The 22,955-nt window shown below is 73.4% G+C and carries 19 protein-coding genes; 12 read left to right on the top strand and 7 right to left on the bottom strand.

Features of this window, described 5'->3' with window-relative positions; genetic code table 11:
* Nucleotides 1-61: 61 nt before the first annotated feature.
* Nucleotides 62-1,234, bottom strand: a complete 1,173-nt coding sequence (locus KCQ71_RS14360) for a hypothetical protein (RefSeq protein WP_223407357.1) — start codon at nucleotides 1,232-1,234, stop codon at nucleotides 62-64.
* Between the two features lie 405 nt (nucleotides 1,235-1,639).
* On the opposite strand from KCQ71_RS14360, the gene ssd reads away from it, so the two are divergent.
* The 8 genes from ssd (at nucleotide 1,640) to KCQ71_RS14320 (ending at nucleotide 7,828) form a co-directional block, all read left to right on the top strand.
* On the top strand, nucleotides 1,640-2,656 hold the full coding sequence (ssd, locus tag KCQ71_RS14355; RefSeq protein WP_223407035.1) for a septum site-determining protein Ssd: 1,017 nt from the start codon (nucleotides 1,640-1,642) through the stop codon (nucleotides 2,654-2,656).
* 13 nt (nucleotides 2,657-2,669) lie between these two features.
* Nucleotides 2,670-3,857 (top strand): TadA family conjugal transfer-associated ATPase, encoded by a 1,188-nt coding sequence (locus KCQ71_RS14350; RefSeq protein ID WP_223407033.1) that lies wholly within the window; start codon nucleotides 2,670-2,672, stop codon nucleotides 3,855-3,857.
* A 275-nt stretch (nucleotides 3,858-4,132) separates the two neighbouring features.
* Nucleotides 4,133-4,741: a type II secretion system F family protein gene (locus tag KCQ71_RS14345; RefSeq protein WP_223407031.1), complete on the top strand. Its 609-nt coding sequence runs from the start codon at nucleotides 4,133-4,135 to the stop codon at nucleotides 4,739-4,741.
* A gap of 102 nt (nucleotides 4,742-4,843) precedes the next feature.
* Complete coding sequence (locus tag KCQ71_RS14340) at nucleotides 4,844-5,452, top strand: type II secretion system F family protein (RefSeq protein ID WP_223407029.1); 609 nt, start codon at nucleotides 4,844-4,846, stop codon at nucleotides 5,450-5,452.
* A gap of 136 nt (nucleotides 5,453-5,588) precedes the next feature.
* Nucleotides 5,589-5,822, top strand: a complete 234-nt coding sequence (locus KCQ71_RS14335; RefSeq protein WP_223407027.1) for a DUF4244 domain-containing protein — start codon at nucleotides 5,589-5,591, stop codon at nucleotides 5,820-5,822.
* Nucleotides 5,823-5,996: 174 nt separating this feature from the next.
* Nucleotides 5,997-6,377: a TadE family type IV pilus minor pilin gene (locus KCQ71_RS14330; protein ID WP_223407337.1), complete on the top strand. Its 381-nt coding sequence runs from the start codon at nucleotides 5,997-5,999 to the stop codon at nucleotides 6,375-6,377.
* Between the two features lie 86 nt (nucleotides 6,378-6,463).
* Nucleotides 6,464-6,871 carry an Rv3654c family TadE-like protein gene (locus KCQ71_RS14325; RefSeq protein WP_223407025.1) on the top strand — a complete coding sequence of 136 codons (408 nt, stop codon included), beginning with the start codon at nucleotides 6,464-6,466 and terminating at the stop codon, nucleotides 6,869-6,871.
* A gap of 108 nt (nucleotides 6,872-6,979) precedes the next feature.
* The gene (locus KCQ71_RS14320; protein ID WP_223407023.1) at nucleotides 6,980-7,828 is read left to right on the top strand and encodes an SAM-dependent methyltransferase; all 849 of its coding nucleotides are present in this window, start codon (nucleotides 6,980-6,982) and stop codon (nucleotides 7,826-7,828) included.
* Between the two features lie 27 nt (nucleotides 7,829-7,855).
* Here KCQ71_RS14320 and KCQ71_RS14315 read toward each other — a convergent pair whose 3' ends face one another.
* Complete coding sequence (locus KCQ71_RS14315; protein ID WP_223407022.1) at nucleotides 7,856-8,251, bottom strand: VOC family protein; 396 nt, start codon at nucleotides 8,249-8,251, stop codon at nucleotides 7,856-7,858.
* 81 nt (nucleotides 8,252-8,332) lie between these two features.
* Between KCQ71_RS14315 and KCQ71_RS14310 the strand changes: the two genes are divergently transcribed.
* From KCQ71_RS14310 to nadE, 3 genes are all read left to right on the top strand, one after another.
* The gene (locus tag KCQ71_RS14310; RefSeq protein WP_223407020.1) at nucleotides 8,333-8,890 is read left to right on the top strand and encodes a TetR family C-terminal domain-containing protein; all 558 of its coding nucleotides are present in this window, start codon (nucleotides 8,333-8,335) and stop codon (nucleotides 8,888-8,890) included.
* A gap of 190 nt (nucleotides 8,891-9,080) precedes the next feature.
* Nucleotides 9,081-11,513, top strand: a complete 2,433-nt coding sequence (sftH, locus tag KCQ71_RS14305) for a DEAD/DEAH box helicase (RefSeq protein WP_223407018.1) — start codon at nucleotides 9,081-9,083, stop codon at nucleotides 11,511-11,513.
* Nucleotides 11,514-11,571: 58 nt separating this feature from the next.
* Nucleotides 11,572-12,432 carry an NAD(+) synthase gene (gene nadE, locus KCQ71_RS14300; RefSeq protein ID WP_308116642.1) on the top strand — a complete coding sequence of 287 codons (861 nt, stop codon included), beginning with the start codon at nucleotides 11,572-11,574 and terminating at the stop codon, nucleotides 12,430-12,432.
* A 76-nt stretch (nucleotides 12,433-12,508) separates the two neighbouring features.
* On the opposite strand, the gene KCQ71_RS14295 is transcribed toward nadE, so the two are convergent.
* Nucleotides 12,509-13,018 (bottom strand): phage tail protein, encoded by a 510-nt coding sequence (locus KCQ71_RS14295; protein WP_223407016.1) that lies wholly within the window; start codon nucleotides 13,016-13,018, stop codon nucleotides 12,509-12,511.
* A 33-nt stretch (nucleotides 13,019-13,051) separates the two neighbouring features.
* Entirely contained in the window at nucleotides 13,052-13,495 is a 444-nt protein-coding gene (locus tag KCQ71_RS14290) for a hypothetical protein (RefSeq protein WP_223407014.1), read from the bottom strand.
* Between the two features lie 307 nt (nucleotides 13,496-13,802).
* Here KCQ71_RS14290 and KCQ71_RS14285 point away from each other — a divergent pair, with 307 nt between their 5' ends.
* Nucleotides 13,803-17,678 carry an Ig-like domain repeat protein gene (locus KCQ71_RS14285; RefSeq protein ID WP_223407012.1) on the top strand — a complete coding sequence of 1,292 codons (3,876 nt, stop codon included), beginning with the start codon at nucleotides 13,803-13,805 and terminating at the stop codon, nucleotides 17,676-17,678.
* Nucleotides 17,679-17,750: 72 nt separating this feature from the next.
* Here the strand turns inward: KCQ71_RS14285 and KCQ71_RS14280 are convergent, their stop codons facing one another.
* The 3 genes from KCQ71_RS14280 to KCQ71_RS14270 form a co-directional block, all read right to left on the bottom strand.
* Entirely contained in the window at nucleotides 17,751-18,560 is an 810-nt protein-coding gene (locus KCQ71_RS14280) for an isocitrate lyase/PEP mutase family protein (RefSeq protein ID WP_223407010.1), read from the bottom strand.
* Between the two features lie 85 nt (nucleotides 18,561-18,645).
* Nucleotides 18,646-20,388, bottom strand: a complete 1,743-nt coding sequence (locus KCQ71_RS14275; RefSeq protein WP_223407008.1) for a glycoside hydrolase family 5 protein — start codon at nucleotides 20,386-20,388, stop codon at nucleotides 18,646-18,648.
* Complete coding sequence (locus KCQ71_RS14270; protein ID WP_223407006.1) at nucleotides 20,385-22,928, bottom strand: beta-glucosidase family protein; 2,544 nt, start codon at nucleotides 22,926-22,928, stop codon at nucleotides 20,385-20,387. The genes KCQ71_RS14275 and KCQ71_RS14270 overlap by 4 nt, the downstream gene beginning before the upstream one ends.
* Nucleotides 22,929-22,955 lie beyond the last annotated feature (27 nt).

Here is a 22,955-nt window from a genome sequence, read left to right as displayed (position 1 = left end):
CGACGACGAACGGGGCGGCCCGGCGCCGAGGCACCGGACCGCCCCGTGGGGTCGGTGGGGATCAGTCGAGCCCGGCGGCGGTCTTGCGTCGTTCTTCGCGGCGACCCTGTCGGCGGGCGCCGTGGGAGACCACGCCGGTGAAGATCAGGACGATGCCGTAGGCCACGAGGCGACCGGTCTGGCCGTCGGACAGGAGGTGGTCGTAGATGTTCGTGCCGAACTGCCCGAGCCGATCGAAGACCGGGGCGGCCTGCTCGTCCAGGAGGTCCATCACGAAGCGGGGCACGGCGAGGAACGCGGCGCCGACCACGACGCCGACCGAACCCATGATGATCGAGCCCACCGAGGACCAGCGGGCCGCGATGAAGAGCGCGACGAGGGCGAGGATGCCCCCGCCGAGCTCGATGAACCCGGCCACGTTGATCTGGTCGAGATTCGTGTTCTGTGCGTGCGCGATGCGGTCACCGCCATCGGCGATGAGGTACCACGCGACCGGGGTGAACACGACGGCGATGAGGATGCCCCACCAGTGCGCGCTCGTGCGGGACTGCGGGCCGTCGTCCCAGTCCTCGAAGGGGTCATCGGCGCCGCGGGCCGCGGTCTCGGACGGTGTCACCGGGGCCGGGGTGTCTGTCTCGGTGGCGGACCCGGCGGCCACACCGGCAGCGGTGCCGGCCGCGACTGTGCTCGGTCCGGCATCGGTGCCCGTGGCGTCGGTCGAGGTCGTCCCGGCCGTGGTGCCGGCAGCGGTCGTGCCGGCCTCGTCGGCGGATGCGGCGCTCTCGCCGGACGGGCGGCCGAACCGGCGTGCTCGCTCGGCGCGGATCGCCTCGTCCTCCTCGCGGGTGGGGGCAGGGGGCACGTCGTCCTCCAGGGGTTCGTCGGCGTCGAGGGCCCGAGGGGTGTCCTCGACGTGGCTGGTCGTGGCGGTGGGGGACTCGGTCGCGGCGGGCAGGTCGGTCCCGGCGGCCGTCACCGGTTCGGCGGCGGGCAGGTCGGTCCCGGCCGCCGTGGGTTCATCGGCAAGGTCGGTCTCGGAGACCGGCGCGACGGGCTCCTCGAGAGGGGCAGCGGCGGGGTCCGAGGAGCCGGCGGGCCCCGCTGGACCGGCGTCCCCCGACGGGCTGGGCAGCACGCCGCCCTGCGCGGGCGCGTCTGGAGTCACGGCGGTGTCGTCGGCGGGCGCGGGGTTCACCTCGTCCTTGTCACCGGTACTGGGCGGGTCGGTGCTCACTGGATCCTCCAAGATCGTCGTGTGGAGTCACCGTAGCGATGCGGACGGCGCGGATCCGGAGGGCGCGCCGAACCGGGCCGGCACCGGAATCACGCAACAACGGCGCCCCTTGGGCGCCGTTGTCACCTTCAGTGGCGTACGAGCGATCAAGCGTGCATTTCCGGTGCGGGTCGCTACGGGACGGATCCCGGTCGCCCGGTCCTATTCGTGGACCTATCGCGCGTGGGTACTCGCCGCTGCTGGAGTTGTCCTCCATTTCTACTCCCTCCTGCCGGGGTTGGGAAGGGATCGGCATCCGTGTCCACAGGCGAGGCCTCAACCCCTCACCGTCCACAACGGGGCGCGCTGAGCAGCCGGGGGCGCGGCCGTGCGGGGCACGCTCAAGGCCCGACCCGAGGAGTCACGGTGTCCCTGGAGCAACCGATCATCGCCCTGCGTTCGGCCGACGCCGCCCTGATCGAGGAGGTGCGGGCCGTGACCTCGCTCGCCGGGGTGCCCCTGGCGATCCACCCGCCGGCCGCCGGTCCGCCGGAGGCCGGTCTGCTACTGGACAGTGCCACCGAGTGGGGCCCGCAGGACCCGTCGTGGACCGAGGTCCGGCACCGGTCCGCGTGGGTGAGCGTGGTGCCTGGGGCAACCGCGCCCGACGGCGGAGCGTGCCTCGTGCTGCCGGGTGCGGCCGAGCAGGTGCTCGCCCGGGCGCGTGCCGGTACCCGGACACGGCGCGCGCAGGTGGTGGGCGTGATCGGTGCCCGCGGCGGCGTGGGCACCTCGGCGCTGGCCACCGCGCTGGCCCGGGCCTGCGCGGATGCCGGGCTGGGCGTGGCCCTCGCGGACCTGGACCTGACCGGGGCGGGCGTGGAGCTGATCCTGGGCATCGAGCACGAGGGCGGCGTCCGCTGGGGCGACCTCGCTGGTGACCGGGGCGGCTTCGACTCCGAGTCGCTCTCCGTGGCGCTCCCGGTGTGGCACGGAGTGCACGTGCTCTCCGCGGACTGGCGGGGCGGTCCGTCGCAGGGGGCGGAGATCCCCGTGCTCGAGGCGCTTGCCGCCGGGCACGACGTCCTCGTCCTCGATCTCGCCCGGGGTGCGGCCGAGTCCGGTGAGGCCCACTGGGTGCCCTTCTGTGACGTCGTGCTCGTGGCCGCGACCTGTGACGTCGTATCCGCCGCGGGTGCGCAGGTGCTGGCCCGCGCGCTTGCCGGCGCGGACGTGCGCCTGGTGGTCCGGGGGCCGGCGCCGGGCGGGCTGACCGCCCAGGAGATCGCCCAGGCCTGCGAGCTGCCGCTGGAGCTGACCATGCGCCCCGAACGGTCCCTCGCGGCCGCCGTCGAACGGGGTGTCGCGCCGGGGGAGCAGAGACGGGGCCCGTTGATCCGCGGCGCGCGCACCCTCGTCGGCGCCCTCGGCCTCGCCGACTGAACGGCATCCGACGATGACGTTCACCGAGGTCGCCCAGGTGCGCGATCGGTTGCCGACGAGGAAGACCGGCGTCGACCAGGTCCGCGACCGGCTGCTCGGGACCGACCGTGCGCCGGACGCGGGCCAGGTGGCACGGGCGGTCCGGGAGAACTCCAGCCCGATCGGCGACCGGGACCTGATCACGCTGGAGCGAGATGCCAGGGCCGAACTCCTCGGCGCCGGACCGGTGCTGCAGCCGCTGCTCGACGACCCGCGGGTGACCGACGTCCTGGTGAACGCCGATCACGGTGTCTGGGTGGATCGCGGTGACGGCCTGCGACGGGTCCCGGCGGTGGGTCTCGGTGACATCCGCGTCCTCGCCACTCGGCTCGCCGCCGTCGCGGGCCAGAGGCTGGATGACGCCGCGCCAGTTGCCGAAGGGCGACTGCCGGACGGTACCCGGTTGCACGCCGTGCTCGCCCCGCTCAGTGCGGAAGGTGCGCTGGTCTCCCTACGCACGGTCCGCCGTCGGGCGTTCCGGCTCGCCGAACTGGTCGAGGACGGTTTCCTCGACGACCGGTCCGCGCAGATCCTCGCCCAGCTCGTGCGCGTGCGCGCGAACGTCCTGGTCAGCGGCGCCACCGGCAGTGGGAAGACGACGCTGCTGGCCAGCATGCTCTCGCTGGTGCCGCCGAACGAACGGATCGTGTGCATCGAGGAGGCCGCGGAACTGGCGCCGGACCATCCGCACGTCGTGCACCTGCAGGTCCGGCGGCCGAACGTCCAGGGCGTCGGCGGGATCGGGCTGGACTACCTGGTGCGGACGGCGATGCGGATGCGTCCGGACCGGCTGGTGCTGGGGGAGTGCCGTGGCGCCGAGGTCCGCGAGGTGCTCGGCGCCCTCAACACCGGGCACGACGGCGGGCTGGCCACGGTGCACGCCAACGCCGCCACGGATGTGCCGGCCCGCCTGGCCGCGCTGGGCACGCTCGCCGGGCTGAGTCCGGCCGCCGTCGCGGTCCAGGCGCTCAGTGCGTTCGACGCGGTGGTGCACCTGCGCCGGACCGAGGGGCGGCGGCACGTGGACCAGGTCGCGGTTCTCTCGCCCGACGGCGGTGACGGCATGCGTTGCGAGGTCGCGATGGGTCGTGACGGCCTCGGTGGGTGGTGCTGGGGGCCCGGTTGGCCGGCGCTCGCCGAGCGGCTGGACGCGGCGCGGTGAGCGGGGTGCTCGTGGCGGCGGCAGGTGCTCTGGGCGCGGCGGGCGGTGCACCCGGCGCCCGGCCGGTCGGCGTCGCGGCCGTGGCGGCGGCCGTGCTGTGCGTCCTGGCCGTGTGGTTGCTCACGGCACCCGGTCACCGTGGCGCGCCCCCGCGTCCGCAGGGCTCGGGACGGCGACGCGGCCGCAGGGACCGACGCTCCAGCGCCGGGGTCGATCGCCGAGGGCTTCGATGGGTCCCCTGGCGGCACCGTGACCGACCGATCCCTCTCGGCGAGGTGCTCGTTGAGGTCGCCGCGAGGCTGCGGTCCGGCGCCGACGTCGAGTCCGCGTGGGAGCGGGCGCTCGCGGGTACCGACTCCGCCCGACCCGACCCGACTGCGGACCTCGTTGCCCACGCCATCGACCTGAGGCCCCGGACGCCCGCTGCACGGAGTTCACCGGGCATGGAGTCGCCATCCACGGAGGTCGATCGCGGACCATCCGGCGTCCCGGGGCCGCTCGCGGCGCTCGCCGCGCGGGTGGGGCACGGACCGGATGCCGCCCAGGTGGCGGGTGCCATCGCGGCGTGCCGGATCGCTCATCGCGTCGGCACGCCACTGGCCGATGTTCTCGAGCGCTGTGCGAGCGGGATCGTCGAGTCGGCCGAGGCCGCCTCGGCCCGGCGCACCGCGCTCGCCGGCCCCAGGTCGACGGCGAGACTGCTCGCCTGGTTGCCACTGGCCGGTGTGCTGCTCGGCACGGGCCTCGGTGCCGATCCGCTCGGGGTACTGCTCGGCGGCGGGATCGGCGGCTGGTGTCTCGTGCTCGGGGTGGGACTGGTGGTCGCGGGCCGACGGTGGGTCGCGACGTTGGTGCGTCGAGCCGAACGGGCGGGTGGTTCATGAGGCTGGTGTGGGTCGCGACGTCACGTCGAGCCGGGCGGGTGGGTCGGTCATGAGGGTTGCCTGGGTCGCGACGCTGGGTCGAGCCGGACGGGCGGGTGGGTCATGAGCTTGGCCTGGCTCGCCGCCGCGCTCGTCGTGCTGGCAGCGGTGCCGTGGGCGGTGCGACGCGCGCCCCTTGCGTACGCGCCGTCCACGCGGCTCAAGGCGCCTGCGGGCAAGGCCGGCGGACCGGCGCGGAGCCGGCTCCCACCAGTACCTGGACGTAGCCGGGAGTCGGGCCCGGTCGTCGATCCCGCGGTGGTGCTCGATCTGCTCGACGCGGCGCTCACTGCCGGCGTCTCGATCCCCGCCGCGCTCGATGCCCTCGGGCATGCGCTGCCCGCCGAGCAGGGCGAGCCGCTCCGGCGCGTTGCCGGCGCTCTCCGGCTCGGCGCCGACTGGGACCAGGCCTGGCTGGGCGTCGACGACGGCTGGGCTGCCGTGTCCCGGGCCCTGGCCCCGGCCTGGTGCGACGGCGTCGCTCCTGGGGCGGGCCTGCGCCAAGCCGCGGAGGGCGTGCGAGCCCGCCGCGGGGCAAGCGCGCGGGAGGCCGCGGCCCGACTGGGCGTCCAGTTGGTCCTCCCGCTCGGGCTGTGCCTGCTCCCGTCCTTCGTCCTGCTCGGGTTGGTCCCGGTGCTGCTGTCGACCGGGCTCGACCTGCTCGGTCCCTGACTCCCAGGCGCACACGGCCAGCCGGCCGATGTCTGGTCGTCCACAGGAGGCCCGGTGCGCGGAGCGGCCGACGGGGGGCGGAGCCCACAGTGGAGGCAGGACGGGATCGATCGATCCCGGAGACGAGAGGAACACCATGAGAATCGCCAAGTTCGGAGCCACCGCGTGGCGCCGGTTCGTGTCGGGTCTGCGCCGCCGGTACGTCCTGGTGCGGCGCACGGCGGAGGCGGGAATGGCCACCGCGGAGTACGCCATCGCCACCCTGGCGGCCGTGGCCTTCGCCGGGCTGCTCCTGGTCATCCTGCGCAGCGACGAGGTCCGCGGGCTCCTGCTCGGGATCATCCGGCAGGCGCTGTCGGTGGGCGGCTGATCCGTGCGGGCAGCCGGGAGTCGCGACCAAGTCGGGCCGGGCCAGGTCGGCACGGGCCCGGTCCGCCCGAGCCAGGTCCGCACGGGCCAGGTCGGCACGGGCCCGGTCCGCCCGGGACAGGTCCCGCCACGACAGCACGCCGCTCACCGTCGGTGGGGATCTGCCCGACGAGAGCTGGGCCATTCCTGTCGCGAGTGGGGTGCTGCCCACCACGAGCGGGGTTCGGTCACGGCCGAATTCGCGATCGTGCTGCCCGCCGTCGTCCTGGTGCTGGTTGCCGTCCTGCTCGTGGCAGCGGCGGCGACCGCCCAGGTGCGGTGCACGGACGCCGCCCGAGCGGGCGCTCGCGCGGCCGCACTCGGCTCCGGCGAGGCGCAGGTCGCAGCGATCGCCGCCGACCTCGCCGGCGAGCAGGCCCAGGTCTCGGTGACCTCCGCCGACGGGTGGGTGGTGGTCCGCGTCAGCGCACCCGTGGACACCGGCCCGCTCGGGGCCGCGGGCCTGGTGGCCTCAGCCGAGTTCTCCGCACGCGCCGAACCCGGGAGCGGGCCGTGACACCTGCGGCGGTCGCGCCTGCCAGGGCGGGTAGTTCGGTTGCCCGGGATCGAGCCGCGACGCTTGTGCGATTCACACCCACCGCGTTGAGCGACTCGAGTTCCGGGGCCCGGTTCGTCCGGGGTGTGTTCGTCCGCGTTGGCGAGAGGGACCGCGGATCGGCCACGGTCCTGGTTCTCGCCATCGTCGCGGCGGCGCTCATCCTCGCCGTGCTGGTCGGCGGGTTGGCCCGGGTCACGAGTGCGCGCGGTCTCGCGCAGGGTGCGGCCGATCTCGCGGCCATCGCCGGTGCGGAGGTGGCGGTGAGCCGCTCTGGCGATCCGTGCGCGGTCGCGGGCGGCGTCGCGCAACGCCATGGAGTCGAGCTCGACTCCTGCGTCGTGTCCGCGGGCGGCATGGTGACCGTGCAGGTCGGGGTCCCGGTCACGCCGGTTCCCGGATGGTCGGCGCGGGCAACCGCGCAGGCCCGGGCCGGGCCGGTCGGACGGGGATGAGTCGGACCGAAGTGCGCCGGGCCGACGTGGCGCCGCACTCGATGACTCCACCCCACGCGGCCAGGAATTGCGTTGACGGTGGCGGATCGGTGGTACAGGGTCGCTGCGATGACCCCGACACCGAACGACGCCCCGGCCGTCTCAGGCGAGGCCACCGCTCCTTCGACCGACAGCGCCGCTGCGCCGGCCGACGGTTCTGCTCCGCCGCCTACGGGTTCGGGGAGCCTGCTGACCTTCAACGCCCCGCTCTCATCCCAACGGGCTCATCGCCTCGCGGCCGACCTCGCAGCGACCAGCCCGGCGCTGGTCGTGGATCTCGGCTGCGGCTGGGCCGAACTCCTGCTGATGACGCTGGCCGGGGCGCCGGAGACTCGCGGTGTCGGTGTGGACGTCCACGGCCCGGACCTCGAGCGAGCACGTGGCGCCGCTGCGGGCCGCGGACTCGGGGACCGCGTGGACTTCGTTGAGGGTTCCGCCGCCCAGCACACCGAACCTGCCGACGTGGTGCTCAACATCGGCGCTTTCCACGCCTTCGGTTCGATACCGGAGGCACTCACCGCGTTGCGCGGCCGGGTGCGGGACGGCGGGCGGCTGCTGTTCGGCGTCGAGTACTGGGAACACCCACCCACGGCCACCGAGCTCGCGAACATGTGGGAGGGCACCACCGCCGAGGACTGCCCGTTGCTCGCCGATCTGGTCGATCAGGCCATCTCCGCTGGCTTCCGCCCGATCCGCACCGAGACCGTCACGCGGGAGGAGTGGGCGGAGTATGAGTCCGGTCATATGGCCGACCGGGAACTCTGGCTCGCCGCCCACCCGGATCACCCGGACGCCGATGCGGTCCGGCAGAGCCTGGACGAGCAGCGCTCGATCTGGCTTCGCGGTCACCGGGACGTCATGGGATTCGCCTATCTGACGCTCGCCGCCACGGACGTGCCGCAACCGGCGACCGCGTAGTCGCGCCGGGGTCACGCGACATCGGGATCAGCCCTGCGCCGCGAACTCGCCCGCGTACGGGATCGGCTCGATCACGTCGACGAGGACGCCGCCGGGCGCCACGACGATGAAGTGCCGCTGCCCGAAGTCCTCCGAGCGCAGCTCAAGCGCGACGCCGACGTCGCCGGCAGTGGTGAGCCGGGCGTACTCCTCGTCGACGCGATCCACCTCGATGTTGACCAGCACCCCGGTGGCCGCGGCGCGGAAGCCGTCGGGGATCGTCGGATGGTCGGCGTCGACGAACGCCAGCTCCCACGTGTCCCGGCGCAGCGAGACGTACCAGTCGGCCTCGAACACGGTCTCGAAGCCGAACCGCTCGGTGAAGAAGGCGGCGCTGGCCGCCACGTCCGTACTCATCAGGACCGGGTAGATACCGGTGATCATGCGATGCCTCCACTTAGATACAGTGTGTATGTATAGAGGTCACGGTAGGATACGTACAGTCTGTTTGTAAAGGAGTCGGCCGTGGCCAGAGCGACCAAGGCGCAGAGTGAGGCGACCGAACGACGGCTGCGCCAGGTGGCCCGTGAGCTGTTCGCCGAGCACGGCTACGCGGCCGTCGGACTCGAGCGGGTGGCGGAGGCGGCGGGTGTGACCCGGGGCGCGGTCTATCACCACTTCGGCGACAAACTGGGGCTGTTCAGGGCCGTCCTCACCGACGCGCACGCCGTGATCGCGGACGCCGTCGCGCAGGCGGCCCCGGGCGTGGGATGGCCGGCCCTCAAGGACGGGAGCGCGGCGTTCCTGCGCGCCGCCGTGCAGCCGGGCATCCGCCGGATCGTGCTCGTGGACGGACCCGCCGTGGTCGGCTGGGAGTCCTGGCGCCGGATGGACTCCCAGCACTCCGCGCACCTGCTCGCCGAGGGACTGGCCGCGCTCGACGATCTGGCCGTGGACCCCGGTGCCGCCGGTGCGTTGCTCGGCGGCGCGATGAACGAGGCGGCGATCTGGATCGCCGACGGCGGTGAACCGGAACTCGCGGAGGCCGCGTTGAACCGGATGATCGACTCGCTCCGTCGCTGACGACTCGCTCCGCCGCTGACGACTCGCTCCGTCGCTGAGGGCTCGCTACGTCGCTGGCTGCCGCTGCGTCACAGGCGATCACGCGCGTTGCCGACGAGCGCTGATGGACGTTGCTCGGGTGCGCCTGACCGGGCCGCCCGCCCGGTCGTTGCGAACACCTGGTGTCCGACCGTGCTGCGACAATCGGCGAATGGCCGATCGGGACACACTGCAGGTGCTCCTGACCGGTCGTCGCGAGCGGGACAGTCTCCTGCACGTCGAGCGGATGCCGGCCCGCGCCGGCAGGACCGCCGCGTGGCCACCGTGGGCGGATCCGGACCTCGTCACCGCCTACCGTGCCCGCGGTATCACCGAGCCCTGGGTGCACCAGGTGGAGGCCGCAGAGGCCGCCTGGGCCGGGAAGCACGTGGTCCTCGCGACCTCCACGGGATCCGGCAAGTCGCTGGCCGGATGGCTCCCGGCGATCACCGCGATCCGCGCCCAGACCCCGGGCACCAGGATCTCCACGCTCACCCGGCGCCCGAGCGTCCTCTACCTCAGTCCCACGAAGGCCCTGGCGGCGGACCAGTTGCACGGGCTCACGGAACTGCTCCGCGCCGGTGGCGTCCGGGATGTACGCGCCGTGACGTGCGACGGCGACACCCCTCTGAACGAGCGCGACTGGGCCCGCGACTACGCCGACATCGTCCTGACGAACCCGGACTTCCTGCACTTCTCCATGCTCAACGGGCACAAACGCTGGCAGCGTCTGCTCCGCGGCCTGCGGTACATCGTCGTGGACGAGTGCCATGCCTACCGCGGGGTCCTCGGTGCGCACGTGGCGCTGGTGCTGCGCAGGCTGCTGCGGCTGGCCGAGCACTACGGGGCACGCCCGACGGCGATCATGGCGTCGGCGACGACGGGGGAGCCGGAGGTGACGGCGGCCCGGCTGCTCGGGGTCGACGCCGCCGACGTGCACGCCGTCACCGAGGACGCCTCGCCCGCCGGCCGGCGCACCATCGCGCTGTGGATGCCGCCGCTGCTCACCGACGCCGAGGAGGTCGCCGAGGACGACTTCGTCGACCAGGACCCGCCGCCGGGTGTGCCGAGCGGCGCCCCCGAGGACGGCCCGCGGCGGTCGGCGCTCTCGGAGACCGCGGACCTGCTCACCGACCTCGTGCGGGCCCGGCGCCGCACGCTCGCGTTCGTGCGCTCACGGATCGGCGCCGAGGTGATCGCGGTCCACACCCGCGACCGGCTCGGCCGCCGCTGGCGCGCCCCGGGCGCGGCACCGGACCCGAACGGACCGGAGGACCTGGCGGACCGGGTCGCCGCCTACCGGGGCGGATACCTGCCCGAGGAGCGTCGCGAGCTCGAGGCCGCGCTGCGCACCGGGGACCTGCTCGCGCTCGCCTCGACGAACGCCCTCGAGCTCGGCGTGGACATCTCCGGCCTCGACGCCGTCCTGATCGCCGGCTGGCCGGGAACCCGAGTGTCGCTGTGGCAGCAGGTCGGCCGGGCCGGGCGAGCCGGTGCGGAAGGTCTCGCGGTGCTCATCGCCAGCGACGACCCGCTCGACTCCTACCTGGTGCACCACCCGGAGGCGATCTTCGGCGTCGCGGTCGAGGCCACCGCGTTCGACCCGGCCAACCCCTACGTGCTCGCCCCGCACCTGTGCGCCGCCGCCGCCGAACTCCCGCTGACGGAAGCCGACCTGGCCAGGTTCGGCCTCGCCGACGCCGCGCTCCCGGACGAACTCGTCGCCCGGGGGCTGCTCCGCCGTCGTCCCGGCGGTTGGTACTGGAACTACGCCCGCCCCGAGCACCCCGCCGGGCTCACCGACCTGCGCGGCGGCAGCGAGGCCCAGGTCCAGGTGGTCGAGGAGGGCACCGGCCGCGTCCTCGGCACCGTCGACGGCGACCGTGCCGACGCCACCGTGCACGAGGGCGCGGTGTACACCCACCAGGGCCGCACCTACCGGGTGGAGCACTACGGCGACGACGTCGCGCTCGTCACCGCCCAGAACCTCGGCTACCGCACCCGGGCGCGCTCCGACACCCATGTGCGGATCGTCAGCACGGACACCGAGCAGCAGTGGGGGCCGGTCCGGTGGAACTACGGGCACCTCGAGGTGACGGCCCGGGTGAACGGCTATGACCGCCGCCGGCTGCCGGGCATGGAGATCATCGCGTCCTACCCGCTCGAGATGCCCGATCGCACCCTGCACACCACCGGCACCTGGTGGCACGTGGACGCCTCGGTGCTCGCCGAGGCAGGCGTCGGCCCCGCGGACCTGCCGGGGGCGCTGCACGCCGCCGAGCACGCGGCGATCGGGCTGCTCCCGCTGATCGCCACCTGCGACCGGTGGGACATCGGCGGGCTCTCCACGGCGATCCACGCCGACACGTTCGAACCCACCGTGTTCGTGTACGACGGGTACCCCGGCGGCGCCGGGTTCGCGCAGCGCGGCTTCAGCGCAGCCCGCACCTGGATCGCCGCGACCCGGGACGCCGTCGCGTCATGTCGCTGCGCGACGGGCTGCCCGAGCTGCGTGCAGTCACCCAAGTGCGGGAACAACAACAACCCGCTCGACAAGGCCGGTGCCCTGATCGTGCTGGGTCTGCTCCTGGAGTTCGCGCCCTGATCGCGAGCATCGCCGGCCACGTTGGCACCGGCCCTCGGCCGATCGCTACCGTGTGAACGTGACCACCACGCAGACCCGCCAGCTCTCGCCCACGCAGCAGCGCATCATCGACGAGCTCGGCGTCCCCGCCGAGTTCGACGCGGCCACCGAGGCCGAGCGCCGGATCGGGTTCCTGGCCGAGTACCTGCGCCGCACGGGAGCCGCCGGGTACGTCCTGGGCATCAGCGGTGGGGTGGACTCCACGACGGGCGGACGCCTTGCGCAGCTGGCCGTCGAGCGGCTCCGCGCCGAGGGCCGGGACGCCGCGTTCGTCGCGGTCCGGCTGCCGTACGGGGTGCAGGCGGACGAGGCCGACGCGCAGGCTGCTATCTCCTTCATCGAGGCCGACGAGGTGCTCACCGTGAACATCGCCGAGCCCACGGACGCCATGGTCGCCGCGGTCCTGGCGGGTGGCACGACCGCCTCCAGCGAGTCCGCGGCGGACTTCGTCAAGGGCAACATCAAGGCCCGTCAGCGGATGGTTGCCCAGTACACGATCGCCGGCGCCCGCAACCTGCTCGTGATCGGCACCGACCACGCCGCCGAGGCGGTCACCGGCTTCTACACGAAGTACGGCGACGGCGCCTGCGACCTGACCCCGCTCGCCGGGCTCACCAAGCGCCGGGTCCGGGCGATCGGTGCCCACCTGGGTGCGCCGGAGAAACTGGTCACGAAGGTCCCGACCGCGGACCTCGAGGACGGCAAGCCCGGTAACCCGGACGAGGTGGCCCTCGGGGTGACCTACGAGGCGATCGACACCTACCTCGAGGGCGGCACCGTCGCCGAGAAGGACCGCGAGACGATCGAGGCTGCCTTCGCACGGACCGCGCACAAGCGGGCCATGCCCGTCGCGCCGGACGCCCCGGTCACCGACGTCTAGGATCTTGCGCGGCCCCGCCCGGATGGCGCCGGTACCTGCCACGCGGGAACCGGCCCATGCGCGCGCCGGAACGTCGTCAGTCGCGGCTGGGAAAGATCCCCTCGGTGGCGATGCACCAGTTCGCGACGAGGTAGGGCTGCATGTTCTCGTGGGGCTGGTTCTGTCCCGCTGGCTGCACCATGCCCGGGCCCATCGACCCGACGGCAGTGGCGCCGTAGGCCGAACCGCCGGTCGCGACCGCGGGCAGATTGCCGACCGGCGACTTCGTGGTCGCGGCACCCGCCGCGTTGATCGCATGTGAGTGGCTCGGGATCTGGCTGGTGACCAGCATGACGCTCTCCTGACCACTTCTCTCACCCATCGTGCGGGGACTGAGTCCTGGGCCCTGCCCCTGGCCGATCGGAACCCGGCCCTGGAGGTCCGGAACTGCGAACGTGGTCTGGCCGTCACCGCCGTACTGGGTGCCGAGCAGCGAGAAGAGGGCGGCGTTCTGGCTGATCGCCAGCAGCCGACCGTCGCACGCCGCCCAACCGCGGGGTACGAAGGGGAAGGCGAACAGCTGGATGGTGCCGAGGAAGGGTTCCATGGCGCGCTCCTGTCGGGTCGAGGGGTGAAGGTGTCAGGCCGTGCCGGTGCCGAGGTGCTCGGCCACCGAGCGACGATCGATGACGAGGTCGGCGGTGCGTGCCCCGGGCACGCCGGTGATGAACAGACCGACGCCCGGCACGCGCAGACCCGGCAGTTCGAGGTCGACCAGGCCCGGTCCCAGCTCCGCATCGCCGTCGAGGCGCAGCCGCGCGGCGAACGCGTCCGGGTGTCCGGCGACGGCGTGGCGGAGGTCGTCGACGCGGTGGAGCGTGCCCGTGCTCACGCCGCCCGCCCCGATCACGCGCACCCGGGTCCCGACGGCGGCCTCGACCGCGCTCCGGGTCACGACGCCGACGTCGACGGTCGCCATGGCCATGGCCGTGGCTGGTGCGCCGGCCAGTACCCCGACCGTGAGCGGCAGCAGGGCGGCAGCCACCCCGCCGCGCAGCACCGAACGTCGCGTCACTCCGACCATGACCTGCTCACCTCTGCCACGCCCGCGGCATCCGAGGGATCCGCTGGTGCGACCCCGATGCGCGTACGTTAGCGCCAAACCGGACCACGGCGCCGACCAGGACGTGGCTCGGTTGCCGAGATGAACCATCCCAAAGAGCGGAAGGTCACGGAAAGGTCTCGATCTCTGCGGATGACCCCGCCGACTGTTGTGCGATCCCTCGCCGAACCGGAAGGATGAGGAAGCTTGCGCGATCGCGCGGGAATGGAAGCCCGTATTCGGGGAAACGATGCGCGGGCATGCTCGGGGGCTATACATGCGCGCACTCATGACAGAAACGGCACGTGCACGGCTGGCCGCCGTCGCAGCAGCGGCACTCGCCCTCACCACGGTCGGCGCAATCAGCCTCGCGGCACCGGCCCGAGCGGACGGTCCGACGACCTTCACCAGCATGGGCCCGATCAGCATCCCCGGGGCGGGGTCACCGGACCAGTTCGGCCCTGCGGACCCTTATCCCTCGAACATTGCGGTCTCCGGGCTGGCCGGAGCGGTCTCGAACGTCTCGGTCGCGCTGACCGGCCTGAGTCATCTTTTCGTCAACGACGTCGACATGCTGCTGGTCGCGCCCACCGGCGACAACCTCGTGGTGATGTCCGACGTCGGTGAGGCGACGTTCACCGTCAGCGCCGACGATGTCGATCTCACGATCGCCGACGGCGGGATCGAGTTCCCCGATGCTGGCAGCCTGGTCGCGGGTACCTACGCGCCGCAGGACGTCGAGACGACTGTTGACGCCTATCCGGCGCCCGCGCCGACCCCTGGTGGTGCGACGACATTCGCCGGCGCGTTCAGCGGCATCGACCCCAACGGCACCTGGCGTCTGTACGTCGTCGACGACAGCACCGGGGACGCCGGCGCGATCGCGGGCGGCTGGAGCCTCACGATCACGACGACGGACACCGCCGCACCCACGGCCATCACGGCGAGCGCGACCCCCAACCCGGCCTCGACCAGCGAACTGCTCACGATGACCGCATACGTGGCGTCCAACGGGGAACCGGTGACCGAGGGAACAGTCGGGTTCTCCATCCCGGGCGCGGTGACGTATCCCGCCGATGTCGTCGACGGTGTCGCAACCGTCTCGTTCGCCAGTTGGGGCCGTGAGGGCATCGACCAGATCCAGGTGGACTATCTCGGCACGGCCACCTACCTCCCCAGCGCGACCGCCTTCACGCTGCAGGCCGACGACGACACCCAGGTCGACGGAGACCTCTACTGCAACCCGCCCAACCCGGCGCCCACGCAGATCCCGCAGGTCGGCCCCGCGCGGGTCTACCCGCTTCGAATCTTCGTCGACGACCGTGCGGGCAGCGTGACGGACGTCAAGGTGCATCTGAACGGGCTCGAGCACACCTCGACGGGTGACCTCGACGTCATGCTGGTCTCACCCGACGGGGACAACCTCATGTTCCTCAGCGACGTCGGTGGCGTGCTGGCCGATCTGCCCGATCTGGTGTTCTCCGACGACGGTGAACCGCTCGTCTCGCTCAGTGCCGGCGGCACGTTCGCGCCGACGAACCTCGACAACGTGCACGACACCTTCCCGGCCCCGGCCCCGGCGCCGTCCGCCGCCGCCACATTCGCCGAGGCGTTCGCGGGAACCTCGGCCAACGGCACCTGGTCGCTCTACATCGTCGACAACGCTCCGGGCGACGGCGGCCGGCTCTTCGAGGACTGGTGCCTGGAGCTGACCTCCGGGGTTGCGACCCAGATCGCCCTCGAGGCACCGGCGACGGTGCAGCTGGGCGACGACGCCGTGATCACGGCCACCGTGACGGGCGACGGCGTGCCCGTCGCCGCCGGCACGGTCGCGTACGCGCTCGACGGTGGTGCTCCGGTCGAGGCCGGCACGCCGAACGCCGACGGCGAGATCACGTTCTCGGTCCCCGGCCTGACGCGTGGCAGCCACTCGATCACGGCGACCTTTACCGGCGCGGGTGACCTCGCGGACAGCGTGGCTGACCCGGCCACCGTCCTGGTCGAGTCGCCGACCACGCTCACGCTCGACGCGCCCGCGACGGTCGCCGCCGGTACCGATGCCACGGTGACCGCCACTGTCTCGGCCGCGGACGGGCCGGTCACCGCGGGCACCGTGACCTACGTCCTCGACGACGGCACCCCGGTGGCCGCCGGTACCCCCGATGACGGCGGGGAGGTCACCTTCACGCTCACTGGCTTCACCCGCGGCGCCCACACCATCGCCGCCACCTACACCGGCGCCGACGGCTGGACCGACTCCGCCGCCGACCCGGTCGACGTGCTCGGGACGGAGGGCACCACGATCGCACTGGACGCACCAGCGACCGTCGCTGTGGGTGCGGACCTCGACGTCGTCGCCACGATCGCCGGCGCCGGCGGCAGCCCGGTCACCGCCGGTTCCGTCAGCTACGCCGTCGACGGCGCCACACCCGTCAGTGCCGGCTCCCCGGATACCGCCGGGCAGGTGACCTTCACGCTCACCGGCCTGGCCCGGGGTACCCACACCATCGACGCCACCTACACGGGCGCCGACGGCTGGACCACCTCGACGGCGGTCCAGGTCGAGGTGCTCGCGCAGGCGGCGACCTCGATCGTGCTCGACGCGCCGGCCAGCGTGGGCAGCGGCGAAGACGTCACCGTCACGGCGACCGTGGCCTCCGGCGGCGACCCGGTCGACGCCGGCACCGTCTCCTACTCGGTCGACGGCGGCGCGCCCGTCGCTGCGGGCACCCCGGACGCCGACGGCGAGGTCACCGTCACCCTCACGGGCCTGGCGCGCGGGACCCACACCATCGCCGCCGCGTACACCGGTGCCGACGGGTGGACCGACAGCGCGGCCGACCCGATCGAGCTGCTCGTGGTGGCCCCGACGACCACCGCGGTCACCGTCAGCCCGGAAGCACCACGGGCGCACGAGCCACTGGGCATCACCGCCACGGTGACCGGTGACGGATCCGCCGTCATGGAGGGCAGCGTGCGGGTCACGGTCGACGGCGACGTCTCGGAGCTCGACGCTGCCGATCTGCCCGCCTGGACGGGCAGTCACACCCCGACGAGCACCGCGGCCTTTGACATCACCGTCGAATACCTCGGGACCGACACGTTCGCACCGAGCTCGCAGACCGTCGCGATCAGGCCGACGGCGATGCCGACCACGCTGGTCCTGACCGCTCCGACGACCGCCGTCGACGGCGACACCGTCACCCTGACCGCCGACGTCACGGCCGCGGGTGCCGGCGTCGTTGCTGCCGGATCGGTGACGTTCAGCAGCGGCGGTGACGTGCTCGGTACCGTCACGCTGCTCGCGGGCACCGCGGAGCTGGACACCGCGCTCGGCGCCGGCGTGCAGACCGTCGTCGCGACCTTCGTGCCGGACGACGGGTTCGGCGCCAGCGACGACGACGCCGAGCTCGAGGTCGCTCCCGTCGTCGCCGCCGGTGGCCCGTACGCGATCGCCGAGGGTGAGGACATCACGCTGTCCGCGGCCGGATCCAGCACGACCGCCGTCATCGGATGGGACCTGAACGGTGACGGCGACTTCTCCGACGCGACCGGCGCCGAGGTGACGCTCACCTGGGCCGAGCTCGAGGCGTTCGGGATCGACGACGGTCCGGTGACCTACGACGTCGACGTCCGGGCCGAGGTCGATGGCCTCGGTGCCGACGCCACGGGTGCGATCGAGGTCAGCAACACCGGGCCGGGCGCGATCGTGGACGGCGCGCGCACCGCCGTCGTCGGCGAACCGCTCACGCTGAAGGTGAGCGCGGACGACTCGTCGAGCGCGGACATGGCCGACCTGTTCACCTACATCGTGGACTGGGGCGACGGATCACCCGTGGTCGAGGTGGTCGGCCCGGCCGATCCGCCGGTGACGCATACCTACACCGAGGCGGGCACCTACGAGGCGACGTTCGCCGTCGTCGACCGTGACGGTGGTCGGGGCGGTGATCTGGTGGTCACGGTCGAGGCGGTTCCCGCGGCGCTCGGGCTGCCGGCCGAGCCCGGTGAGGACCCGACGGCGGCCCAGCCAGGGCCGCCACCGAGCACGCCGACGTTGCCGGCGACGGGTACCTCCGACGGTGTGGCTCCTGCCCTGGGGCTGGCCGTTGCCATGGCCGTCGCCGGCGCGCTGTTGGTGCTGACTCGGCGGCGGCTGTTGGGCTGAGCCGCCCCGAGGCGCGCCGGTGCGCTGGTGCGTCCTGCCCAGATCGGTGGCCGGTCAACCGCCTCGGGACACTCAGTCGGTGGTGAACAGCCCGTCGACGTTCGGGAGGTCGCTGAAACCGGAGAACGTGCCGGCGTCCACTATTTCCCGTGCGACGCCGAGGAAGCCGCCCCACGCCGCGCGGGCGAGGGTGCCGCCCACGCTGATCCGCCGTACGCCCAGCGCGCCAGCCTGCGCCACGGTCATGAACGGCGCGTTGATCAGCAGGTTCACCGGCTTCGGCGCCACCGCGGCCACGACCGCCTCGACGTCCACGACCGTCGTGATCCGGGGCGCGTAGAGGCAGTCGGCGCCCGCTTCGGAGTACGCGCGCAGCCGGCGCAGGGTCTCGACGATGTCCGGGCGGCCGACGACGAAGCCCTCCGACCGCGCGGTCAGCAGCACCCCGGTGCCGCTCTTGTCGATCGCACGCCGCGCCGCCCGCACCCGCTCGACGGACAGTTCGAACGGCAGCAGGGGTTCGGCGGGGTCGCCTGAGGAGTCCTCGATGGACAGGCCCGCGATGCCGGTCGCGACGGCGCGGCCCACGTTCGTGGCGACCTGGTCGGGATCGACCGCGTAGCCACCCTCGAAGTCGGCGTTCACCGGTACCTCGACGGCGCCGGCGACGTCCTGCAGGTGCGCGAGCACCTGCTCGAGGTCGACCTGGGTGTCCGCCCGGCCGCGGGTCCACGCGAACCCGGAGCTCGTTGTCGCCAGCGCCGGGAACCCGAGACCTGCCAGGACCCGTGCGCTCCCGGGATCCCAGGGGTTCGGCATCACGAACGTGCCACCGGAGTGCAGGCGGTGGAACGCTGCGACGCGATCGGCCTGGACGGGCATGGCACACCTCGGGAAGTGGCTGGGATGCGAACTCTACTCCGCCGCAGCGCGCTCGGAGCGGGTGCGCGAGGCCGGCCCGGTCGGGTCAGCGCACGGCGATCTCGATCAGGTCGACGGCGCCGTCCTCGACGCCGATCCGAAGGGTGGTGGGGCCGGGGACCGTCGGCGTCGAGCCGCGCCAGGTGGTCCCGAACCAGGCGCCGGGCACCGTGACACCGCCGAGCCGCACCGCCAGGGTGCCGGACGCGGCCGGCCCGGTCGGCGGAGCCGCCGTCGGCGTGATGCCCGACGGCGTAACTCGCCCGGTCCGCAGGGTCACCGTGGTCTCGGGTGAGCCGCCCGCGCCCGCGGCGGGTTCGGCGACGTGCAGGTCGTAGTCGACCCGGTCCCCGGCGCGCAGGTGCGCCGCGAACGTGCCGGCTCGGGCGCGCTCGGCCGGGTCGGCGGCGAACGGGTTCACGTGCGGCTCGCCGCCGGTGTAGCGGATGGTGACGGGGTCGTCGGCCCACGGCTCGTCGGCGGCGTCGGCCGACTCCGCGGCGGTGCTCGACACGATGCTGCGCTCACCCGCGCCGGCACCGGCGAACGCGTAGGCCGGCAGGGTCACCGGCGTGCGGTGCAGCAGCGCCGCGATCACCTCACCGTGCCAGGTGCAGTTCGGCAGCCGCACCGCCTCGACCAGGGCGAGCAGCGTGGCCCAGGCGGCATCGGGTTCGGGCCGCTCGTGCGTGCCGGCCGCGTACCCGGAGACCGCGTCCCAACCGGTAGGCGGGACGACCACGGCGGGGGAGTGCGGATTGTCGATCTTCTTCCAGGTCCAGAAGTTCCAGCCAATGCCGTGTGCCGTGTACAGCCCGAACGCGGCGGCGAGCCAGTCGGTGCCGTTCTCGCCGCCCTCGCCCATGTAGATCGGCAGGCCAAGCCGGTCCCGTACCTCGAGGTAGCGCGCGATGCCGGCCCGGTCCGGCGGCGCCCAGTACCGGTGGAACTGGATCGCCGAGTTCGCGTCCCAGACCTCGGTGAAGATCGAGACGTCGCTGGCCCAGTGCAGGCCCTCGTACATGATCAGGTGGTCGGGGTCGATGGCCCTGATCGTCGCGGTGAGGTCGCGGTACAGGCTGACCAGGTCGCCTGCGTGGGCGGCGGCGTAGGAGTTCGGCAGCGGTTCGTTGAGCAGGTCGTAGGCGGCGACCACCGGTTCGCCGGAGTACCGGCGGGCCAGCTCAGCCCACAGCGCCACGGTCAGGTCGCGGTACCTCGGGTCGGTGAACAGTTCCGGACGGCCTCGTGGGGAGTCGTCGATGTTGGTGCCGGTCTGCCCGCCCGGCGCGCCGTGCAGGTCCAGGACGACATGCAGGCCGTGCGCGCGGCACCATTCGATGCACGCGTCGACCAGGGCGAACCCGTCGGAGCGGAAGGCGCCCGAGTCATCCATGACGATGCGGGAGTTGATCGGCAGGCGGACGTGGTCGAACCCCTGCGCGGCGATCTCGGCGACGTCGGCCTCGGTGAAGAACGACGCCCGCCACCGGGTCCAGAACGCCGCGGCGCGTTCGGGGCCGACCAGGTCGGTGAACAGGGCCTCGATCTCCCGGGGGGACTGCGCGGGGATGCCCGCGCCGGGTCGCCCGGCCGGCCGGAATCCCCACATGTAGCCCTCCGGCAGCAGCCAGGTGCCGATGCCCACGCCGCGTTCGAGCGCGGGTGCGCCGGTGCCGTCCACGATCCGGGTGCCCGCCCGGCGCACGAAGGAGCGCGCGGTGACGTCCGGACGGGTCGCGGCGAGCCGGCTCAGCGGCGGGTGGGTGACGGACGCGGCCGGCGTCATGCGTGCACCACGGCGTCGGCAACGGGCACGTCCGCACCCTCGACGGTGACGTTCGCGGTGGCGCGGATGTCCGCGACCGACCGGCCCACGTGCACCCGGTAGGTGCCGCCGACCCGCCGCCACCCCGGCGATCCCGATCCAGCAACGCCCCACCGCTCGAGGGCGCGCGCGGGCACCCGCACGGTCACCGTGGCCCCGGTGCCGGCAGCGAGGTCCGTGCCTGCGAACCCGGCCAGCCGCAACATTCCTGGGTCATCCGGCCGTTCCAGGTACACCTGCACCACCTCGCGCCCGGCCCGCGGTCCGACATTGGTGACGTCGACGCCCACCGTGAGTCCGCCGTCGGGCTCGCAGATCACGGCGGCCTCGCCGTGGGCGAAGTCGGTCCAGCCCAGCCCGTGCCCGAACGGCAGCGCCGGTGTGCGGCCCAGGCGCTGCCAGCCGAGGTATCCCACGTCCGTGCCCTCGCGGTAGTCGATGACGCCGTCGACGGGCACGCCGTCCGGCACCGGCACGTCGTCGGCGCTCGCGGGCAGCGTCCACGGCAGTCGCCCGGCGGGCTCGGTCCGGCCGAGCAGCACGTCGGCGAGGGCGTGCCCGAACTCCTGCCCCGGCAGCCACGCCCACAGCACCGTGTCCACCTCATCGAGCCACGGCAGCAGCACCGGCGCGCCCGCGTTCACCACCACCACGGTGCGTGGGTTCACGGCCGCGACCCGGCGGACGAGCTCGTCCTGGCGCCCCGGCAGCGCGAGCGACGCGCGGTCCCAGCCCTCGCTCTCCACCTCGCCGTTCGTGCCGACCACCACGACCGCGACGTCCGCCTCGGCGGCCAGGGCCACGGCCTCGTCGATCTCGGTGCCGGTGTCCGGGCCCGGGAGCGCGTGCCGCAGGGTCGCGCTGATGAGCCGCCCGTACTGGCCGGTGTCCACGACGTGCAGGCGCAGCTCGACCCCGACATCCCGCGACCCCTCGACCACGACCGGTACCCGAACCCCGAGGGGCGCGTTCACCGACGAGTTCAGCACCGCCTGGGCGCCGTCGTCGTCGCGGACGCTGGCCACGAGCTCGCCGTCGACGAGCACGTCGTGGTAGCCGATCGCGCCGAGCTCCAGCTCGTGGCTGCCGTCCCCGGTCAGGTGCACGGTGGTGCGCAGGACCAGCTCGGCCGTGTCCGCCGGGAAGCCGTAGTGCCAGGTCCAGTCGGTGCGGGCCGCGGACTCCTGCGCGAGCAGCGCGCCGCCGGCGTCGTGGGCGCTCAGGTGCACGCCCGCCGCGCCGGTGACGGGGTCGGTGATCAGGTCGGTCCCGAGCATCGGGGCGTGCGCGAGCACCGCGCCGCCGCGGGCGAAGCGGACGACGGCGGGGGCGCCGTCGAGCGCGTCGGTGAGTCCTTCGAGGGGGCTCACCTCGTGCTCCACGCGCACCTTCGCGCTGCCGCCGCCCTGGACGTAGGGTTCGACGGCGTTGGCGCCGATGAGCGCGATCGTCGGGCCGGCCGGACGGGCGGCCGAGCTGGCCGCGGTCGCGTCCGGCCGTGCAGCGGCCGCCGCGAGCGGCCACGCCGCACCGCGGCGCAGCACTACGGTGGCGCGCGCCGCGAGGTCGCGCGAGACCGACCGGCCCTCCTCGACGAGGTGCGCCGGGATCGGCGCGGGACCCACGCCGTCGAGCTTGCCGACGCGTTCGGCCAGGCGCAGCAACCGGACCACCTTGTCGTCGATGACCGACTCGGGCACCTCGCCGGACTCGACGGCCGCGACGAGCGCGTCCTGCCAGGGGCCGTGCGGTCCGGGCATCACCAGATCCATGCCGGCGTTCGCCGTCGGGGCCGTCGTGCGGGCCGCCGCCCAGTCGCTGACCACGAGCCCGTCGTAGCCCCACTCCTGCTTCAACAGGGTGGTCAGCAGCCGGCGGTGCTCGCCGGCGGGGGCGGACTCCTCGCCGTCGTCGAGGCCGTTGTAGGCGGACATCACGGTCCAGGCGCCGGCCTCGACCGCACCCCGGTGGAACGGCGGCAGGTACGCCTCGCGCAGGGTGACCTCGTCCACCCGGGCCACGTAGGTGGTGCGGTCGGTCTCGGAGTCGTTGGCGACGAAGTGCTTCGCGCAGGCGGCCACGCCGAGGTCCTGCATCGCGGCGATCACGGCGGCGCCGACCTCCCCGGTCAGGTACGGGTCCTCGCTGTAGTTCTCGAAGTGCCGTCCGCCGACCGGGATGCGCTGCAGATTCAGCACCGGGGCGAGGACCACGTCCACGCCCCGACGCCGGGCTGCTGCCGCGAAGAACCGGCCGATCCGCGCTGCTTGCTCGAGGTCCCAGGTGGCGGCGAGCGCACTCGGGGCCGGCAGCGAGGTCGACGTGCCGGGCTCGATGCCGCGCACGCCCGCCGGGCCGTCCGACAGCACGACCTCCGCCAGGCCGATCGCCGGGTGGGCGTGGGTGGTCCAGGCGGTGGCGCCGGTCAGCAGGGTGACCTTCTCGGCGACGGTCAGGGTGGCGACCCGGGCGAGAAGGTCATCGGTGGGCAGGGAGGTCATCGAGATCCGATCGTTGCTACGGGGTGG

Origin of the sequence: Occultella gossypii (genome assembly GCF_019947135.1) — a bacterium.
In the GTDB taxonomy this organism is placed as follows: Bacteria; Actinomycetota; Actinomycetes; order Actinomycetales; family Beutenbergiaceae; genus Occultella; species Occultella gossypii.
The sequence above is the reverse complement of the archived record's forward strand: the minus strand, read 5'-3'. Positions and strand labels throughout refer to the sequence as shown.

Coding starts and splice junctions, on each gene's coding strand:
- KCQ71_RS14350 (WP_223407033.1), top strand. CDS start 2,670: ATGACGTTCACCGAGGTCGCCCAGGTGCGCGATCGGTTGCCGACGAGG.
- KCQ71_RS14340 (WP_223407029.1), top strand. CDS start 4,844: ATGAGCTTGGCCTGGCTCGCCGCCGCGCTCGTCGTGCTGGCAGCGGTG.
- KCQ71_RS14335 (WP_223407027.1), top strand. CDS start 5,589: ATGAGAATCGCCAAGTTCGGAGCCACCGCGTGGCGCCGGTTCGTGTCG.
- KCQ71_RS14320 (WP_223407023.1), top strand. CDS start 6,980: ATGACCCCGACACCGAACGACGCCCCGGCCGTCTCAGGCGAGGCCACC.
- KCQ71_RS14315 (WP_223407022.1), bottom strand. CDS start 8,251: ATGATCACCGGTATCTACCCGGTCCTGATGAGTACGGACGTGGCGGCC.
- sftH (WP_223407018.1), top strand. CDS start 9,081: ATGGCCGATCGGGACACACTGCAGGTGCTCCTGACCGGTCGTCGCGAG.
- KCQ71_RS14295 (WP_223407016.1), bottom strand. CDS start 13,018: ATGGAACCCTTCCTCGGCACCATCCAGCTGTTCGCCTTCCCCTTCGTA.
- KCQ71_RS14290 (WP_223407014.1), bottom strand. CDS start 13,495: ATGGTCGGAGTGACGCGACGTTCGGTGCTGCGCGGCGGGGTGGCTGCC.
- KCQ71_RS14285 (WP_223407012.1), top strand. CDS start 13,803: ATGACAGAAACGGCACGTGCACGGCTGGCCGCCGTCGCAGCAGCGGCA.
- KCQ71_RS14280 (WP_223407010.1), bottom strand. CDS start 18,560: ATGCCCGTCCAGGCCGATCGCGTCGCAGCGTTCCACCGCCTGCACTCC.
- KCQ71_RS14275 (WP_223407008.1), bottom strand. CDS start 20,388: ATGACGCCGGCCGCGTCCGTCACCCACCCGCCGCTGAGCCGGCTCGCC.
- KCQ71_RS14270 (WP_223407006.1), bottom strand. CDS start 22,928: ATGACCTCCCTGCCCACCGATGACCTTCTCGCCCGGGTCGCCACCCTG.